Consider the following 16,797-nt stretch of genomic DNA (forward strand, 5'->3'; position numbering starts at 1 on the left):
CCGAAAATTTCGGATGACTTGTTCTTGCTGCAACTCAACTTTCGTTCGATACCCTAATCAGAACAACGACCCCTGCACGGGCATGACAGTGGGTGGTTCTGTTGCTGGCTTGGCGGGTGCCGGCTGCTGCTGCGCACCCAACCGCCACGCCAGCCCAGAGATTCGCGCGGCGTGCCTTGCGAGTGCGGCGCGGATGACCGCTTCGCTGCCGGCCAGGTGCAGGGCGCGGCGGGCGCGGGTGATGCCGGTGTAGAGCAGTTCGCGGCTGAGCACTCGGGCGTCGCGGGTGGGCAGTTGCAGCCAGACGTCGTCGAATTCGCTGCCCTGGGCCTTGTGCACGGTCATGGCGAAGGCGCTTTCGTGCGCGGGCAATGCGGCGGGGTGGAAGCCGCGCACTTGGCCGTTGCCGTCGCCTTCGAACCAGGCGACCAACGGGCCTTGGGCACGGTTGTCTGTGGCGGGGGCGCCGGACTGGCCTGGTCCTGACGACGCGCCTTCGTCGCTGCGCCCGGAAGAGGGACTCGCGTCGCTGCGCAGGCAGATGCCGACGTCGCCGTTGAACAGGCCGTGGCGGTAGCTGTTTTCGGTGATCAGCAGCAGGCGGCCCTGGAACCAGGGCGAGGCGGCGCCGAGGCGGCGGGCGCCGGAGCCGGTGTCGGCCAGCAGTTGTTCGATGCGGGCGTTGAGGCCGCGCGCGCCTTGCGGGCCGGCGCGCACGGCGGTGAGCAGGCGCAGGCGCGCTGCGTCGCGCAATGCGGCGGCGGGGTCTTGGGCGTCGGCCAGCGCGCGCCAGTGGGCGAGCAGTGCGTCGCGGCCGTCGCTGAGCGGGTCTTCGCCGTCTTCGTGGAAGTGCACGCCGGCCAGCTCGCCACTGCGCAGCAGGGCCAGGGCGGTGTCGGCGTCGCCGGCGCGGATGGCGTCGGCCAGGGGGGCTAGAGCGAAGTCATCGGCCTGGCGGTAGCCGCGCAACAGGTGCACGCGGTGGCCGGCCAGGCCGCCGGTGCGGGTACTGGCCGCGGTGCCGACGGACGGGCCGCCAGTGGGCGCGCTGCCGAGCAGCGGTTGCAGTGCCTGGGCGTCATCCGGCTGCAGGGCATCGCCGGGGCCGGCGGCCTGCAGGATGGCGGCGAGCACGTCGCCGGCTTCCACCGAGGGCAGCTGGTCGGCGTCGCCGAGCAGGATCAGCTGGGTGCCATCGGCGACGGCTTCGACCAGCTTGCACATCAGTGGGAGGTCGACCATGGAGGCTTCGTCGACCACGATCAGGTCGAATGGCAGCGGGTTGTCGGCGTTATGGCGGAAGTGCGGCGAATCCGGGATGACGCCGAGCAGGCGGTGCAGGGTGCTGGCGCCGGTGGGGAGGAGGGAGTTCCAAGGGGTCGCTTGGCCCTCACCCGCCCTTCGGGCACCCTCTCCCGCAGGCGGGAGAGGGGAAAGGTTGGCTGGCTCTGTTGCTTGGCGGCGAGGGGCAACAGCGGAGTTGGCTGGCTCTGTCGCTTGAACGAGAGGGGAAGCGGCAGGGTTCGGTAGCTGCTGCGCTTGCCCGGGCGGGGCTGCACCGGGAGTGGGTGCGAGGTGGATGCCGTCGGCGATGGCGCGGGCGACGGCCAGGCGCAGGCTTTCGGCCATGCGCTCGGCGGCGCGGCCGGTGGGCGCGGCCAGGGCGATACGTGGCGGCGCGTGGCCGGCGGTGTGGGCCTGGGCGATGCGCAACAGCAACAGCCGGGCGATGGTGGTGGTCTTGCCGGTGCCGGGGCCGCCGGTGACCAGCAGCAGGGTGCGGCGCAGGGCCAGGGCGGCGGCCTGGGCCTGGCGGTTCGGGGAGTGGGATGGCTGGGGCTGGCCTGTGCCGTTGAGGGACGGCGCAGGTGAGGCCTTGTTCGTGGGGGATGGCTCGGGTGGCGCCTTGTCTGTGAGGGATGGCGCGGGTAAGGCCTTGCCCGTGAAGGATGGCTCGGATTGAGCCTTGCCCGTGGAGGATGGCGCGGGCAGGCCCGTACCCTCACCCGCCCTTCGGGCCCCCTCTCCCGGGGGGAGAGGGGAGGCCTGGGGGAATAGTTGGGCGAACAGTGGGGCCAGGGAGGCGGGGTCGAAGGCCGGCATGGGTTGGGCGGCGATGCGTTGCAGGCCCAACGCCAGGCGCCGTTCGTACTCGCGGTAGCGGCGCAGGTAGAGCAGGCCGTGTTCGAGGACCAGCGGGCAGTCGGCGGCGGCGGGGTCTTCCGGGGCCGGTTGGTCGACCCAGCGCGAGGCGGCCAGGCTGCGTTGCCAGTCGGCGGGGTCCGGAAGGGGCGGCAGTGGGCCGTCGCGCTGGTCCAGCAGCATGGCGGCGCGGGCCGGGTCCAGCCCGGCGTGGCCGCTGGTGACCGCCAGCGAGGCGAGCGCGGCGCCGGCCAGGACCTGCGGATCGGTGTCCGGGGCCAGGCGTTGCAGGCTTTGGGCGAAGGCCAGGTCTAGGGTGCGTAGGACTTCGGCTTTGATCAGCGCGCTGAACAGGGTTGGCTGGTTCATGGGGTGGTGGCTGCCTTGGCGGACAGGCCTTGATCCGGGTGCGCTTGCCGTGCCTGGACCTGCGCGGCGTGGCACTGGCATGGCCAGGCGGGCGCGGCATGCGGGGCACGCGGTGTCTGCTTTCGCCGATGGGAGAGCGGTTTGCGCACGGCGGTGATTGCCAGTGGGGTTTGTTGGGTCATGGGTCGGGCGCTTCTGTGGCGGACGTACCCTCACCCCAACCCCTCTCCCGGGGGGAGAGGGGCTTTGAGCCATCGGGGACCAGTTGCGTTGGTGCGCTGCTGGACATTGGCTCCGGGGCGTTGCCGGCGAACAACGCGTCCAGGGCTTCCACCAGGGCGGGGGCGAAGCGCCAGGCGTGGATGCCGGGGGCGGGATCGCTGGCGGGTGCGCTGTCAGCGGTTGCAGCGCCGGAGCGCAGGGCAAGGCCGGATACGGCGACGTCCTGGTCGGTGCCGGATCTGGCAGGGTCCTGGGCGGTGCCGGGCCTGGCGGACTCCTGGGTTGTTCCGGGTGTTCCGGTTGTTCCGGTTGTTCCGGGTGTTCCGGGTGTATCGGGTGTCGCGTGACGGTCGGGGTCGGGTGCCAGCTCGTCAGGCAGGGACTCGCGCACGCGGCCGGCGTTGGAGGCAGGCACGCCATCGCCCCCGGGGTTGCGCCCGGCGTCCAGGCCGCGGCAGAACAGATAGCGCACGCCGCCGAAGTCGCGGGCGTAGTCATAGCCACCGCCATCGGCGGCATCGCCCAGGCGGAAGCGCAGCCAGCGGTGCAGCGCCACGGTGTAGATCAGTGCCTGTAGCTCGTACTCGCTGTGCGCCATGGCGCGGGCCAGGGCGTCGGCGTCGTAGCTGGGCAGGCGGTTGGATTTGTAGTCCAGCACGTACCAGCGGCCGTCCACGGTGTAGGTGAGGTCGATCAGGCCGGTCATCAGGCCTTCCAGGCGCTGGCGCATGCCGAAGGCCTGGCGGTCGCCGACCACGCCAAACCGGTGCAGCAAGGCCAGCAGCGCATCCACGCGGGTGGGCCGCATGGCGAAGTGGAATTCCATCTCGTTGCGACGCTGCGGCGCAGGCACGTCGGCCAGGCGGGTGCCTTCGGGCAGCGCAACGGTGAGGGTGTGGCCGATCAGCGCGGTGAGCATGCTCAGGCCGTCGTCGAGTTCGTCCTGGGCATAGCCGCCGCGTTGCAGGGCCTCGACGATGGGCGCCGCCTGGCCGTCGGGCGCGGGTTGGCCTGGCCGCCACGCCCGCCAGGCGGCAAAGTCGCAGCGCTCGAACACGTCGTGCATCACCACGCCGAAACGGTTGCCGGCGAACCGTGGATCGAAGGGTTCGGCCTCGGTGGTCACCGCGATCGCTTCGCTGCCGGACGGCTCGTCGCTGCCGCCGCTGCCCACCACAGTGGCGCTGGCCATCGGGTCGGTGGCGGCGCCGGCATCGGCGTTGGCCAGCTGGGTGAAGCTGTAGACCCACCACTCCGGGGCGATATGCCGCTGCGGGATGCGCGCAGGCGGCACCTGCGCCTCGACCGGTGGCGGCAGGCGTGGCAGGTTGGTGGGCGGCGTGCTGGTGTCGACCACCACCGCGCCCTCGCCTGCCGCGCCCTGCAAGGCATCGAGCGTGCGCAGCATGCCGGCCAACGCAGTGCGTTCATGCTGATGGAACGGGCCGCTGGCGATCCACAGCGCGTGCTCGGCGCGGGTCAGGCCGACGTAGAGCAGGCGTGCGTCTTCGGCACGTTGTTCCTGTTTCCAGGCGGTTTCGGCGGCGCTCCAAGTCGGGTCGTCTTTATCTGTCTTCCAATGCAGCTGGCGACCGAGGTCCGGCGCATGCACCACGCAGTGGCGGCCGGCCCCCTTGTCGCTGCGACCGATGCCGATGTACGGCAGGAACACCAGCGGATATTCCAGGCCCTTGCTCTTGTGCAGGGTGACGATCTGCACGCGGCGCGCGTCCGACTCCAGCCGCAGCTGCTGGGCTTCGTCGTTGTCGTCGGCGTTGGCGATGCGGCGCGACAGCCAGTCCACCAGGCCATGCGGGCCGAGCGCGCGGGCGTCGGCTTCCTGCAGCAGTTCGGCCAGTTGCAGATAGTTGGTGAGGCGGCGTTCGCCATCGACCAGGGCGAGCAGGCGTTGCCCATGCGCGGCGCCCAGTTCGCCGATCAAGGCCAGCGGGCCGCCGCGTTGCCAACGCTCGCGCCAGTCCAGTGCGTGCTGCTGCCAGCGGCGGTGACGCTCGCCGTCGTGTGCGAGCGCAGCGATGGCGGCGGCGTCTTCGCCGATCAACACGGTGGCCAGGGCGGCGCGCAGGCGGCTGTCGTCGCCGGGGTCGAGCAAGGCCTGCAGCAGGGCGAGCAATTCCAGCGCTTCGTGGGTGGCGAACAGGCTTTGCTTGCCGGCGGCCACGGCGGGGATGCCCACTGCACCCAACGCCTGCTGGATACGGGTGGCCTCGCCGTGGCTGCGCACCAGCACGGCGATGTCGCCGGCCTGCACGGGGCGGCCGTTGATGGTGGCACTGCCGTCGCGGCCACCGGCCAGCCAGCTGCGGATCGCCGCGACGCAGGCGGCGGTGGCCAGCTCGCGGGCGCGGCCGGCGCTCCAGGGTTTGGGCTTGCCCTTCATTACCGGCGGTGGCTCGGGCGCACGCCACAGCGTGAGTGCCGGCGCGGTGACGCCGTTGCATTGCAGGTCCGTGTCCAGCCGTTTGGTGCCGGCCTGCACCGGGTGGAAGGCGATGCCGTCGGTGAGGAAGGCGTCGGTGTAGCCGGCCTGCGCGTACAGCGCATCGATGGCGGCCAGCACGCCGGGGCGCGAGCGGAAATTGTGGCTCAGCGGTGGCGCCAGTTCGGCAGTGACTGCCGCGGCCAGATAGGTGCGCACATCGCCGCCGCGGAAGCCGTAGATGGCCTGCTTGGGGTCGCCGATCAGGAACAGGGCCGGCTCCAGGCCGGCGGCGCGGGCAAGCGGGCCCTGGCCAAACACAGTGGAGAAGATCGCCCACTGGCGGTCGTCGGTGTCCTGGAATTCGTCCACCAGCGCGATGGCGTATTGCGCGCGCAGGCGCTGCACCAAGGCATCGGCCTGCGGGCCTTGCAGCGCATGCGCCATGCCATCGACCAGGTCGTCGTAGGTCTGCACGCGGCGCTGGCGCTTGAGCAGTGCCAGCCGTGCGATGGCATCGTCGCGCAGCGCGTGCAGCAGGCGGATGCGGCGGCGGGTGCGCCATTGTTCGACGTTTGCCAGCGCGGTGAGATAGCCATCGATCTGGTGGCTCATCGGCGAGGCCGGCGTGCGGTCGACGAACTTCTTGTTGGTGCCGGCCGCCAGTTCCGTAGCGGTGAGCTTGGACAGTTTGGGATGCGGCGCGCTGTCGTGCGAGGGCGCCGCGGCGAAGCTCTGGAACCAGTGCCACAGCGAGGCCAACCACTCGGGTTTGTAGCTGACCTTGCTCAGGATGCCGCCATCGATGGCGGCCATGAGCGTTTCGAAAAACGCCGTGCCGTGCGCCTGGAACGCGGCCGCCAATGCATGGCTGGCGTCGTGCACGGCCTGCAGCAATCCCGCGGCGGCGTCGGTGGCGTCATCGGAGCGTGCGGGCAGGATGGCCGGGTGGCGCACCAAGGCGCGCAGATCGGTGGCCAAGGCGGGCGGGCCGCCCGACCACAAGGCGATCAGGTCTTCGGCCATCACCGCATCGGCGGCGCGTTGCCGCCACAGGTCGGCAGCGACTTCGCCCAGCAATTCGCGGTCGTTGGCGAGCAGTTGCGGTGCGGCGAAGGCCTGGCCGCTTTCCAGCGCATGTTCGCGCAGCACGCGCGCGCAGAAGCCGTGGATGGTGAACACGGCGGCCAGGTCGATTTCTTCGACGGCCTGTTGCAGGCGGCGGTGCAAGGCGGCAGGGGTTTCGGTGCCGGTGGCCAGGTGCGCTTCGAGAATGGCGCGGGTGAGCAGGGCGTCGGGCGCGTCCTGTAGGAGCGGACCTGGCCGCGACGGGCCGTTGGCGAGATCGGTCGCGCCCGGGTGCGCTCCTACGCTGGTGGATGAGGCATCGGGCACCAGCGTTGCGGCCAGCACCAGGCGTTCGCGGATGCGGCGGCGTAATTCCTGGGTGGCGGCTTCGGTGAAGGTCACTGCGAGGATCTGGCCGATGCGCAGGCCGCGCTCGACCACCAGCCGGGTGAACAGCGTGGCCAGGGTGAAGGTCTTGCCGGTGCCGGCGCTGGCTTCGATCAGGCGTACGCCGTGCAGCGGTAGGTGCAGGTACGGGTCGATGACGGGAGTGCTGCTCATTCGGCGTCATCCTGTGCGCCGTGCCAGTGGCGCCAGCTGTCGATCAGCCGCTCCGGGTCGAGCGTCGTCTCGGTGCTGCCGCGTTCGAGCAGGTCATAGACGCGGTGGCTGGTGGTGGCGAACTCGGTAAAGCGCTGCGCATCGGCAAACGGGTCGCGGCCGCGGTTGACCAGGCGCAGTTCCGGGCTGTGCGACTCGCTCCAGCCGAAGCTGGCCTGCCACTGCCCGGCGGCGTCCTTGATGGCCTTGTCCAGGTCGTCGCTGCGCGCGGCCTGGTGGTATTTCCAGCTGCTGTACGGGGCGAACGGCAACGGCGCCTGCAGGCCGTGGCGATACAGCTGCAGCAATTCGGCCAGGGCGTTGTGCGCCTGCGTCTGCGATAGCGGCTCGGGGTCGATGGGATGCGGGCCCAGGCCATCGTCGTGTTCGAAGAAGCGCACATACGGCGCCTGCTCGCCGGCGGCGCGCAGCAGCAGCCATTCCAGGCCGTGGCGGATCGCGCTGCGGCCGCTGAGCGCGCCCACCTGCACCCGCCCCACGCCATCGGCGTACCAACCAGGCACGCGGCCATGCACTTCCGTCTCGCCGATCTGCACCTGCAGCCGGCGCGACTGTGCGGGCGCTTCGCCACGCCATTGCCGGAATGCCTGCGCATACGGGCGCAGCTGGGCCACCCGCTCATCGAGCTGGCGGCGCCCCAGCGGACCGGATGGCAGCAGTGCGCGCGCGCGCAGACGCTCGTACAGCCGCTCGGTGTCGCCGGCCAGCGCCGCGTCGAACACCTGCTGCTGCAGGCCGTAGTGGTCCAGCCCGCGGGTGGAGGCAAGCAGTGGTTCGAGGTCGCTGTCTTCGCTGGCCGGATCAGGCAGCCGCATGCCCAGGCGGTGGCGCAGGAACTGCCCGGCCGGGTCGCCGAACAGGCGGCGCAGGTCGTCGATGGACACGTTGCTCGGCACTGCACTGTCGTCGGCAGGCAATGCAGCGGCGACCCACGGCGCCAGCGCCTGGCGTTGCCCGGTCAGGCTGTCTACGGCCGGGCGCCATTGCCGGCGATAACTGAAACGGCGTGGGTCGGCGTGCGCGTCGTCGCCCACCGCGCCGAACGCCGCGGCGGCGAACGGCTGCAACGGGTGATGCACCACCAGCGTGTCGAGCGCCGCTGGGTCGGCGTGGTACTGCGCCGCGCTGCCCAGCAACTCGCTCACCAGCACCGACGGCTCGCGCACGCTGCCATCGCGCGCGTCGGCGCCGAGATAGCTCAGGTAGAACACCTCCTGCGCAGAGGCGAACAACTGCAAAAACAAGAACCGGTCGTCCTCGCGCGTTGAACGATCACCGTGGCGGCGACGTTCGGTGCCCAACTCGGCGGTAAGACGATTGAGCCCGGCGGCCGGGTCGCGGCGCGGGAAGTCGCCGTCGTTCATGCCGAGCAGGCAGATCACCCGGAACGGCAGCAGGCGCATCGGCACCATGCGGCCGAAACTGATGCCGCCGGTGAGCAGCGGCGCGCGCGTGTCCGACTCGCCCAGCACCGCAGCGAAATGCGCGCGCACCACCTCGGCTGGCACCTTGCCTGCGTAGTCGGCGCGCACCGCATCGCGGGCGAACTGGTCGATCAAGCTGCGCAGGCGGTCCAGCGCGCGCTGTGCACGCGGTGCGGTGGGCGCTTTTGGCATCAACGCCTCCAGCAGGCCAAGCAGACGCTCGCGCCACTCCACCGGCGTCATCGCTTCGGCCAGCACCGCTTGATGCCGTTCGAGCACGCGCAACAGCCGCAATAAGGTATCGAGCGCGGCCAACGCGCTGCCTTCCAGCTGCGGCCACGGCGCCACGCCATCGATGTCGTCGTCGGCACCGCTGGCATGCCCCAGCAGCAGCCGGTCCAGCGCAAAGCGCCAGGTGTAGGCATCGTCGCTCGGGGCCTGCAGTTGACGCCGATGCGCCGCATCCAGGCCCCAGCGCGCGCCGGCCGCGTGCAGCCAGCCGCGCAGGCGTTCCAGCCCGGCTTCGTCCAGGCCGGCGGCTTCGGCAATTGGTGCGCTGGCCAGCAGGTCGAGAATTTCGTGCAGGCCGAAGCGTGCGATCGGCAAGCCGAGCAAGCTCAGAAAAACCTCGGCCAGCGGCTCGCTGGCCAGCGGGCTGGCATCGGCCAAGGCATACGGCAACGCGTCGTCGTTGCCGTGGCTGCCGAACACCGCATCCAGATACGGCACGTACGGGTCGATATCCGGCGACAGCACCGCGATCTCGCGCGGCTGCAAGGGCGGGTCGAAGCGCGGGTCGTCGAGCAAGGCGCGCAGCTGGTCGTGCAGCACCTGCAACTCACGCAGCCGCGTGTGGCAGGCGTGCACCTGCAGGCTGGGGTCGTGCAGATTCACCGTCGGCAACGCGGCCGGTACGCGTGGCGCGCGGCGATGGAACAAATCGCTCTGCATGCGCCGCAACAGGCTGTCGCCCAGGCCGCCATCGGCCAGCGCGCGACGGCCGGACTCCAGCGGGTCGGCATAGGCGGCGATTTCGGCCAGCGGATGCACCACCTCGTAATCGCCCACCAGCGCCATGAAGTCGCGCCCGGCCGCACCCCAGGCCTGCAGCAGCGGGTTTTCCTGCACCTGTTCGGCGAACAGCTGCACTGCGCCGTCTTCGCGCCGGCGTTGCCACAGGGTCTGCAAATCGCCCCAATAGCCTTGCGTGGGCGTGGGCAGATAGAAATGCAGCGTGCCCACGCGCGCCTGCGTGGCCAGCACGCGCAGCACGTCGGGCGAGATATTGAGGATGGCGAAGGCGAACAGCCGGCCCGGCAAGCCCTGTGGCAAAGGCCCGTCGGCGCGCGCGTACCGGTCCAGATACTGGCCGATGCGACGCGCGCGGTATTGCCGGCCGGAAGCGATGCTGCGCCACAGCCGCGCCTGCGGATCGTCGGGGTCGGCGCCACCTTCCCAACGCAGCAACCAGTCGCGGCGCCAGGCCTGGTACTTCTCGAACACATTGCCCAATTCGCCAGCCAGCGCCCAGGGCTTGAGCGCATCGCCGTCGGACAGATAGCCGGCCAGTGACGCCAACGCCGCATCGCTGCCCAGGTCCGATTGCAGGGCCGCGTACAGCCGCCACTGCGTGGTGGCCATGTCCAGATCGTCGTCGGCCGGGCCGAGGTTGCACTCCAGCGCGCGCGCGACGAACTCGCCGGGGGTCAGGAATTCCAGATTCGCCGCCACCCCGTGCTCGGCCGCCAGCGTGGATTGCAGCCAGCGCCGCATCGCCACCTGCGGGATCAGCACCACCTCCGGTTGCAGCAGCGGCTGCCCGGGTACCGGTCGTCGCAGCTCCTGGGCCAGCAGGGCAGCCAGGGTATCCAGCGCATTGGATGGATAAAGGCGGAAATCGGGCGCGGAGGTGACGTGCATGCGTGCGCGCATTGTGCCGGATGCGCGCGTGATGCGCTGTCGGCGCTGGCCGCGATCTGCCCTGGCGCTGATGCACGTGCGCCGTGCTGTCGAGCGCGCAGGCGCGCTGCAATCCGATGCAGCCCCTCTTGCCAATGCCGTGCGGCGCAGCATTCGACGCCGCGTGCGGATCGCGCGACGTCAGATGGATGTGCCCGCCGGCCGGCGCATCGACGCTGCCCGGCAGCGCCGCGTCGGCCAGCACCGGAGTCAGAGCGGTGCACATTCCCGCGCCGCGATCGCATGACAGCCGGCGTGCGACCTGCGCGATCGCGACCGCAGGTCGAACAGGGGCAGGCCATCAAGCGGCGGGCCAGCCGCATCCACCGGGCAAACGTCGCAAATGCGATGGGCCGGGGTCATCGCCCGGCCCATCGCGTTGCTTGCTGAGCGGGCCTGCGCCGCGATCAGTATTTCTTTTCCAGATTGATCATCCAGGTCTGGTCGTTGTTGCTGTCGCCATCGGTAATGCCGCGGTATTCCAGGCGCGTGGACAGGCCTTGCTCGGTCAGCAATGCCGCGCCGATACCGACCATCAACCGGTTGCGGTCGAACGCACTTTGCGCGGTGCGATAGAACGGGCCGCCGCTGAGATCGGCATAGCTCAGCGTGGCATCGCCACGGCCCTGGAAGTCGCGCTGATACTCCACGCGCAACTGCGGGGTCAGACGTCCCCAGGCGACTTCGCGGCGCCACTCCAGGCGCAGGCCCAGGTTGCCGGTCGTGGTGGCCACATCCATGTCGGCATAGCGCAGTGCGAACGGCGCCACGCCGTCTTCCGCATAGCCATCCAGCGTGGCACGTGCCACATCCACCCGCGCATACGGGGTGATCTGCACGTCGCCGCGCTGCAGGTCGGCACCGGTGGACAGCGAGGCGATCCACTGCTTGCCGTCGCGGTTGCCCTCGGCCAGCGAACTGTCGTCGGTGACGAAGCGGCGCAGGTCGTAGGACAACAGTTGGTAACCCACCAGGGTGTCGAAGAAGAACGCCTTGCCCGGGTGGAAGCTGGCATACAGCGCCATGGTGTACGCGGTGCCCTTGCTGCGGCTGCCGCGCGTGCCCACATCGCTGTCGTCGCGGCCCCAGCCCAGGCCCGCACCGATCGCCAGCGACTGCGCAACCCGGTAGTCGGCGCCGACGCTCAAGCCGTCGGTCTGGAAATCCACGCCGTTGCTGTTGGTCTGCCGGTTCAAGCTGCCCGAGCGGATCGCACCGCCGATCCACAGGCCCAGGTCGCCCTGGCCCTGCACACCCTCGCTGCTGCCCGCCGCCGCCGCTGCCGGCGCATCGCGGAAGTCGTTGTCGGCGTCCTGGGTGTCCGGGCTGCACGGCTGCGCCGTGATGCCGCGCTCGGCCTGGCGGCAATGCGAGGTGGGCTGGAAGCTCACCGCGTTGGTGAAGCTGCCACCACCACGGTGGGTGGCTTCCAGACGGCGCTGGAAGTTGTCGATCTGCGCACGGGCAAACCGCCGCGTGGACTCGGACTGCGCATCGATCAAGCCACGCACTTCCGCGTCCTGGCTCGGGTCGCGGCGCGGCGCGATGTTGAACACCACACTGGCCGGCACCGAGGTCGCGAAGGCGTTGGACAAGGTGAACTGCACCGTGGCCTGGCCGACGAACGCCGGGTTGGGGGTAAAGGTCAGCATGAAGCTCGGCGTTTCGGCCATTGCCGCCGCGGCCGGCGACGGGCCGCCAGTGGCGCGCGCCGCTGCGGCGGTGGCAGTGCCGCCCACCCGGGTGATGGTGGCAGTACCGGCCGAGGCCGGCAGCACCGCGACCACGGCCGCAGCCACAAACGGCCCGCCGGTGGCATTGCGGGTGATGTCCACCTGCTGTGCTTCGCCGGGCACCGCCTCCGCGGTCACCGACACCGCCACCGGCCGCGCATTGACCGTGATGGTCAGCGTGGTGGCCGCCGAGGTGCCGCCACTGCCGCTCGCGGTATAGCTCACCACGTCGGTGCCGATGAATCCGGCGTTTGGCGTGTAGACCACATCCAAGCCATTGACCACGGCACTGCCATTGGTCGGCGCAGTGGTAATGGCAATCGCGGTGATCGTGCCGGTGTCGTTGCCCGTCACCGCCACCGTCACGGCGGTGCCGTCCATGGTCACGGCAGTGTCTGCCACCGCCACCGGCGCGGCGCTGCCCACGCTGACGCTGTAGGCCTGCGCCGCGCTGGCAGCACTGGCGTCGGTCACGGTGATGGTGAAGTTGCTGACGCCCTCGGCACTGGGCGTGCCGGACAGCGTGCCGTCGGCAGCCAGCGTCAACCCGGCCGGCAAGGTGCCGCTGGTCACGCTGAAACGGTAAGGCGCCACGCCGCCGGACACGGTCAATGTCTGGCTATAGGCGGTGCCATTGACGGCCGGCGGCAACGTGCCCTGCCCGATTACCAGCGTGGCCGCGCCGATGGTCAGTGCATAACTGCGCGATGCCTGCGCAGCCGGGCTGGGCGTGCTGTCGGAGGCAGTGAGGGTGAAGTTGAACGTGCCCGCCACGGTGGGTGTGCCGCTCAGTCCACCGGTCGCCGCATCCAGCACCACACCGGCCGGCAGGGTGCCTGCGCTCAACGCATAACTGTAGGGCGCAGTACCGCCGGTGGCCGGAGTGATGGCCGCGGTGTACGCCTGCCCCGCCGTGCCCGCAGGCAAGGTGGATGCAGGCAGCACCAGGGTCGGGCCAGCTACGGTCAGCGCATACGCCTGCGTGCCGGTAAAGCTGTTGGCATCGGTCGCCTGCACGGTGAAGTTGAACGTGCCTTCCACTGTCGCCGTACCCGACAGCGTGCCGTTGCTGGCCAGGGTCAGGCCCGCCGGCAACACGCCGCCGGCAATCGCATAGGTGTACGGCGCGGTACCGCCACTGGCGCTCAACGCCTGGCTGTACGCAGTGCCACGCGTGGCACCCGGCACCGTGGTCGGTGCGACCACGACTTGCGGGGCAGCGATGGTCAACGCATAGCTGCGCGATGCCTGCGCAGCCGGGCTGGGCGTGCTGTCGGAGGCAGTGAGGGTGAAGTTGAACGTGCCCGCCACGGTGGGTGTGCCACTCAGACCGCCGGTCGCCGCATCCAGCACCATACCGGCTGGCAGCGCGCCGCCAGTCAGCGCATAGCTGTACGGGGCGGTGCCGCCGGTGGCCGGAGTGATCGCCGCGGTATACGCCTGCCCTGCCGTGCCCGCAGGCAAGGTGGATGCAGGCAGCACCAGGGTCGGGCCAGCTACGGTCAGCGCATACGCCTGCGTGCCGGTAAAGCTGTTGGCATCGGTCGCCTGCACGGTGAAGTTGAACGTGCCTTCCACTGTCGCCGTACCCGACAGCGTGCCGTTGCTGGCCAGGGTCAGGCCCGCCGGCAACACGCCGCCGGCAATCGCATAGGTGTACGGCGCGGTACCGCCACTGGCGCTCAACGCCTGGCTGTACGCAGTGCCACGCGTGGCACCCGGCACCGTGGTCGGTGCGACCACGACTTGCGGGGCAGCGATGGTCAACGCATAGCTGCGCGATGCCTGCGCAGCCGGGCTGGGCGTGCTGTCGGAGGCAGTGAGGGTGAAGTTGAACGTGCCCGCCACGGTGGGTGTGCCACTCAGACCGCCGGTCGCCGCATCCAGCACCATACCGGCCGGCAGCGCGCCGCCAGTCAGCGCATAGCTGTACGGGGCGGTGCCGCCGGTGGCCGGAGTGATCGCCGCGGTATACGCCTGCCCTGCCGTGCCCGCAGGCAAGGTGGATGCAGGCAGCACCAGGGTCGGGCCAGCTACGGTCAGCGCATACGCCTGCGTGCCGGTAAAGCTGTTGGCATCGGTCGCCTGCACGGTGAAGTTGAACGTGCCTTCCACTGTCGCCGTACCCGACAGCGTGCCGTTGCTGGCCAGGGTCAGGCCCGCCGGCAACACGCCGCCGGCAATCGCATAGGTGTACGGCGCGGTACCGCCACTGGCGCTCAACGCCTGGCTGTACGCAGTGCCACGTGTGGCACCGGGCACCGTGGTCGGTGCGACCACGATCTGCGGGGCAGCGATGGTCAATGCATAGCTGCGGCTTCCTTGCGACGGCGTTCCCGAGGTGCTGTCCGTGGCCGTCAGGGTGAAGTTGTAGGTACCGGGGGCTGTAGGCGTGCCGCTCAGCGCACCGGTTGCGCTATTGACCGTGATCCCGGCCGGCAGGACGCCGGCAGCCAGGGCGTAGGTATAGGGCGCGATACCGCCGCTAGCCGGCGTGATGGCGGCCGAGTAGGCCTGACCGGCGGTTCCCGGTGCCAGCGTGGTGGCCGGCAGGTTCACGGCCGCGCCGGCAACCACCAGCGTGTAAGCGCGGCTTCCGGTGGTCGGCGCTCCGCTGTCGGTGGCGCTCACGGTGAAGTTGAAGCTGCCACTGGCGGTCGGGGTGCCCGTCAGCACGCCGCTGGCGCTCAGGGTCACCCCGGCCGGCAACGCACCGGCACTGAGCGCGAAGGTGTACGGGGCGGTACCACCACTGGCCGACAGATTTTGCGTGTAGGCGGTGCCCGCCGTTGCCGCCGGCAGCGACGCCGGGGCGATGATCACCACGGCATCGTCGTTGTTGATGGTGCCGGTACCGGTGGCGCGGGCGATGGTGGCATTGGTGGCGCTGGACAGCACCACGCGATAGGTCTCGTTGGGCTCCACCGAAAGATCGCCGTTGACGGAAATCGCCACGGTCTGCGTGGTGGTTCCCGGGGCGAAGCTCAGCGTTCCCGAGCGGGCGGCGTAATCGCTGCCAGCCGTGGCGGTACCGTCGGCGGTAGCGTAATTGACCGTGACGGTCTGGCCGCTGGCCGTGCTCAGGCTCACCGTGAAGGTGGCCGTGGTGGTGCCGCTGTTGCCCTCGATCACGCTGACATCGTCGATCGACAGCGCCGGCGCCGTGTCGTCATTGACGATCGTGCCAAGGCCCTGTGCATCGGCCACATTGGCGCCGGTGACATTGCTGACGTTGACGAAGTAGGTCTCGTCCGGTTCGTTGAGGGTGTCGCCGTTGACAAGCACGCTGAAGGTGGCGCTGCTGCTGCCGGCGGGAATGGTCCGCCCGCTCAGGCTGGAGGCGACGTAATCCGACCCGGCGTTTGCGGTGCCATCGGCGGTGCCGATGTCGAAGCTGACGCCGCCGGCACCGGCCGGCTGGCTCAACGACACGGTGAAGGTGGCTGTCGTCGTACCGGCATTGCCCTCGTTCACCGAGACGTCGTTGATGCTCAACGACGGCACATCGTCATTGACGATGGTGCCGGTGGCGCTGTTGGGCGAACCCACCACATACCCACTGCCCGCGCTGAGGGTGATCACGACCGTTTCGTCGGGCTCCGACGTCGCGTCCGCAGTGGGATCAATGACGATGCTGCCGCTGGTCTGCCCTGCCGGAATCACCAGCGGCGAGTTCACCGCCGCGAAGTCGGTGCCCGACGTTGCCGTGCCGCCGATGCTGAAACCGATCGAGACGGCGCTTGACGACGGATTGGTGAGTGTCACTGTGTAGGTCAGGTTGGTGCCGCCATCCTCGGCCACGCTCGCAGGCGACACCGCGATCGAGGCGGTGGTGACGTCGTCATTGACGATGGTGGCCGTCGCGCTGGCCGGGCTGCCGGGCGAATAGCCGGTGCCGGTGGCGACGCTGAAGGTCACCGTCTCGTCCGGTTCCACCACGCCATCGGCGATCGGGGTGACGCTGAAGCTGGCGGAGGAGGCGTTGGCCGGCACCACGACGCTGCTCACCGCACCGGAGTAGTCGGTGCCGCTGGTCGCGGTACCGCTCCGGGCCAGGTTCACCGTGGTCGCCGATGTGTTGGTCTGGCTCAACGTCACCGTGTAGACGAAGGCAGCGCCGCTGTCCTCGCTGCGGTTGACCGGGCTGACCGCAATGCTGGCCGTGCGCGAGGGGTTGATGGTGATGTTGAAGGTGAGGACGTTTTCGTCCTCGTCGCGCAGGTAGAACGTATCGGAGGTCGCAGAATTCCCCCCATGCGTATAGGTGACCGTCTGGGTGCCGGGGCCACTCTGAAAGCTGAGCTGGATGCTGCCGTTGGCAGTGGAACCGCGGCCATTGGCATCCAGCGGATTGCGCGGGTCGTCGCCCATGCCGATGTTGGAGGGGCCATCGCAGTTGCTGACGTCGAACGTCACCGAACCGCCCTGATTGATCGTGGCGTTCTGGGTCGAACAATAGGCCGACGCCCCCTGTGCCCAGACCTGTCCGGGTAGCAGGAGCGCCAGGGCGCATATCATCACGGCCACCATCCAGCGCATCGGCGCACCGGTGCCTGTTCCACGCCACTGCGGCTTGTTCACGTTCTACCCCTGATGAAGCGCCACCCCGGCGCCGGCACGGTCCTCGTGCCTGAAGGCAATGCCGCCCTAGAGACGTCATCCCCTGGCATTGCGAGCGCATTGAAACAGGAACTGACTGCCAGTTAAAGAACAAAAAATTAATACTTCATCCCAGTTCTGAATTGTCCCGGCTTGTGGGACGCCGTCGCGACGGGTATCTGTACGGCGACCCCCGACACATGTCGGCGGCGCACCTACG

General features: G+C 69.7%; 5 protein-coding genes. 1 reads left to right on the forward strand and 4 read right to left on the reverse strand.

Annotated elements, in window-relative coordinates:
* Window positions 1-57: 57 nt before the first annotated feature.
* The 3 genes from recD to recC form a co-directional block, all read right to left on the reverse strand.
* Complete coding sequence (recD, locus tag ABQZ09_RS14685; RefSeq protein WP_503019163.1) at window positions 58-2,511, reverse strand: exodeoxyribonuclease V subunit alpha; 2,454 nt, start codon at window positions 2,509-2,511, stop codon at window positions 58-60.
* A 178-nt stretch (window positions 2,512-2,689) separates the two neighbouring features.
* Window positions 2,690-6,802: an exodeoxyribonuclease V subunit beta gene (gene recB / locus ABQZ09_RS14690; RefSeq protein ID WP_349777243.1), complete on the reverse strand. Its 4,113-nt coding sequence runs from the start codon at window positions 6,800-6,802 to the stop codon at window positions 2,690-2,692.
* Entirely contained in the window at window positions 6,799-10,206 is a 3,408-nt protein-coding gene (gene recC, locus ABQZ09_RS14695; RefSeq protein WP_349777244.1) for an exodeoxyribonuclease V subunit gamma, read from the reverse strand. The genes recB and recC overlap by 4 nt, the downstream gene beginning before the upstream one ends.
* Between recC and ABQZ09_RS14700 the strand changes: the two genes are divergently transcribed.
* Window positions 10,205-10,492 (forward strand): hypothetical protein, encoded by a 288-nt coding sequence (locus ABQZ09_RS14700; RefSeq protein WP_349777245.1) that lies wholly within the window; start codon window positions 10,205-10,207, stop codon window positions 10,490-10,492. The genes recC and ABQZ09_RS14700 overlap by 2 nt on opposite strands.
* Window positions 10,493-10,652: 160 nt before the next feature.
* Here the strand turns inward: ABQZ09_RS14700 and ABQZ09_RS14705 are convergent, their stop codons facing one another.
* Entirely contained in the window at window positions 10,653-16,508 is a 5,856-nt protein-coding gene (locus ABQZ09_RS14705; protein ID WP_503019200.1) for a putative Ig domain-containing protein, read from the reverse strand.
* Window positions 16,509-16,797 lie beyond the last annotated feature (289 nt).

Origin of the sequence: Xanthomonas sp. WHRI 6106, assembly GCF_040202405.1 — a bacterium.
Taxonomy (GTDB): Bacteria; Pseudomonadota; Gammaproteobacteria; order Xanthomonadales; family Xanthomonadaceae; genus Xanthomonas; species Xanthomonas cannabis.

Bases quoted from the DNA above. Each gene is read 5' to 3' on its own strand.
- recD (WP_503019163.1), bottom strand. From the start codon at position 2,511: ATGAACCAGCCAACCCTGTTCAGCGCGCTGATCAAAGCCGAAGTCCTA.
- recB (WP_349777243.1), bottom strand. From the start codon at position 6,802: ATGAGCAGCACTCCCGTCATCGACCCGTACCTGCACCTACCGCTGCAC.
- ABQZ09_RS14700 (WP_349777245.1), top strand. From the start codon at position 10,205: ATGCGTGCGCGCATTGTGCCGGATGCGCGCGTGATGCGCTGTCGGCGC.
- recC (WP_349777244.1), bottom strand. From the start codon at position 10,206: ATGCACGTCACCTCCGCGCCCGATTTCCGCCTTTATCCATCCAATGCG.
- ABQZ09_RS14705 (WP_503019200.1), bottom strand. From the start codon at position 16,508: ATGGTGGCCGTGATGATATGCGCCCTGGCGCTCCTGCTACCCGGACAG.